The organism is Bartonella sp. CB10SXKL, from assembly GCF_042195515.1.
Classification (GTDB): Bacteria; Pseudomonadota; Alphaproteobacteria; order Rhizobiales; family Rhizobiaceae; genus Bartonella.
Window position 1 is genome coordinate 1 of record NZ_JBHION010000055.1, and the last position, 2,157, is coordinate 2,157.

The following is a 2,157-nucleotide window of genomic DNA, read 5'->3' on the forward strand; positions in this document are numbered from 1 at the left end:
AACCTTTACGAATATGATGATGGCACAAGAGAATACGAAGAATTTGACGGTGGTCAGTATCATGAGATGCCTGAGAATGTTGATTACAGTACCAAGGCGCAAGTGAAAGCTTGGATATACGGTGGTGATTTGCCAAGAAGCGTATTGAGTTGCGAAGCATTGATAGACGAGGTGAATAGGGAAATCAAAAAACGTACAGTGAAAGCAGTGAAAACTTATGATGATATAGACAGTGAACTAGAGAAAGCACTTGATATTCAATTAGGTAGGTATCAAAATGAAAAAAATTGAAAAAAATAAAAAATACGTATTGACTTTAAGGAAAGGTTCGTTTAGAAGAGTCGACAAGTGCTAAAAACACTTAGTGATAAGCGGATAAACCACGATAAGGTTTCTCCCATCTTCAAAGTACTGACTTTCTTTTATGCTATCATTGGCATATAACGGTTATGTCGGGTGTAGCTATGCCATACAATACCCTTCGCGAGGGAAAAGCATAGCGGCGGACTTATCACCGTGTTTTTAGCACCCGACGCCCTTATGGGCTGTTAATTAAAAACTTCATTGATAAGGATTACTAGCATGAAAGCTACAGTTAAAAATCAAGAAACATCTCCAAAATATGAACTTACTAATGAAACTACAGAAGTTAAAGACCATCTCTATGGTAGAGTTAGAACACTTTATCGCATTAAAGCTTTAAGAAGTTTTGGAAGTGTTAAAAAAGGAGATTTAGGGGGCTTTATTGAAAGTGAATACAACTTATCACATGATGGCAATTGTTGGGTTGGTGATGATGCCAAGGTTTATAATGCTGCTATGGTTTGGGGGCATGCGAAGGTTTTTGAAAATGCAATAATTTGTGATGAGGCGTGTGTTAATGGGTTTGCGAAGGTTTACGGTAATGTACGTGCTTATGGAAAGGCAATTATTGGTGGCAGGGCGCGTGTTTTTGGAGATACGCAACTTATTTTGGGGGCATGGGTTACAGGAAGAAAAGAGATTTCTACAGGTTTAATATCCTTTTGTAGATAGATAAAGACTGTAGATAAATTGACTAAAGCGGCTTCTAAAAGATAGAATTAAAAAAAGCCGCGTCCTTTAAGACACGGCTTTTATTATCAAAACAGCTAGCGATCCAAATAAACGATTAAAATAACCAATCGAAATATAAAAGAACATCTCTTTATTGCACAAAACGTATCAAAAAGCAAGCTGTTAAGTAAAATAAAAATGGGATTCACACTGTAGATTCAGTGATTTATAATTATCATTTATCAAATCAATTTAAATCATAATGAATAAAATGAACGCTGTTAAATTACCTTCTTTTCAAACAGAAGAACAATCTTCTTTTCGTCAACTGCCCCATAATATTGAAGCAGAGAAAGCTTTGCTGGGTGCTATCATTATCAATAATAATGCTCTTGATAGCGTTTCTGATTTTTTAAAAGCAGAGCATTTTTTTGAACCGTTGCATCAAAAGCTTTTTGATATCATTTCACAAATTATTCAAAGTGGAAAAGTTGCAGATCCCATTACTATTAAGCCCTTTGTTGAAAATGATGAGAAAATTGGTGACATCACTGTATATAATTACGTGGTGCGTTTAGCTACCGAGGCAGTCACAATCATTAATACTAAAGATTATGGAAGCGTCATTTATGATCTGTTTATCCGACGCTCTTTAATTAACCTTGGCACTCAAGTTGTGAATAGAGCTTATGATGTTTCTGTAGAACTTACAACATCACAACAAATTGAAACTGTTGAAAATCAGTTGTTTGAATTGGCAGAAAAGGGAAAATATGGGGGTGGGTTTGAAAACTTTAATACAGCCATTGCAAAAGCACTTAACATGGCAAGTGCAGCGAAAAAGCGTTCCTCAAGGCTCTCAGGGATAGCTACCCATATCAAAACACTTGATGAGAAAATGGGAGGGTTACAAGCATCTGATTTGATTATCCTTGCGGGGCGCCCTGCTATGGGGAAGACCTCTCTGGCTACCAATATTGCTTTTAATATTGCCAATGCTTGCAAGCGTCATGATAACAGCCAAGCCAATGAAGGGGGTATTGTAGGTTTCTTCTCACTTGAAATGTCATCTGAACAGCTTGCAACTCGTATTATCTCAGAGCAAATAAAGGTTTCTTCTTC

3 protein-coding genes are annotated in these 2,157 nt (G+C 36.7%); all 3 read left to right on the forward strand.

What is annotated here, in order from left to right; genetic code table 11:
- On the forward strand, nt 1-291 hold a 291-nt coding region (locus tag ACFIK3_RS09285), incomplete at its 5' end, for a hypothetical protein (protein ID WP_375676605.1).
- Between the two features lie 291 nt (nt 292-582).
- Entirely contained in the window at nt 583-1,035 is a 453-nt protein-coding gene (locus ACFIK3_RS09290) for a hypothetical protein (protein ID WP_375676606.1), read from the forward strand.
- Between the two features lie 271 nt (nt 1,036-1,306).
- Nucleotides 1,307-2,157, forward strand: an 851-nt coding sequence (locus ACFIK3_RS09295) for a DnaB-like helicase N-terminal domain-containing protein (protein WP_375676607.1), incomplete at its 3' end; no start/stop codon positions are given.

Bases quoted from the DNA above. Each gene is read 5' to 3' on its own strand.
- ACFIK3_RS09290 (WP_375676606.1), top strand. From the start codon at position 583: ATGAAAGCTACAGTTAAAAATCAAGAAACATCTCCAAAATATGAACTT.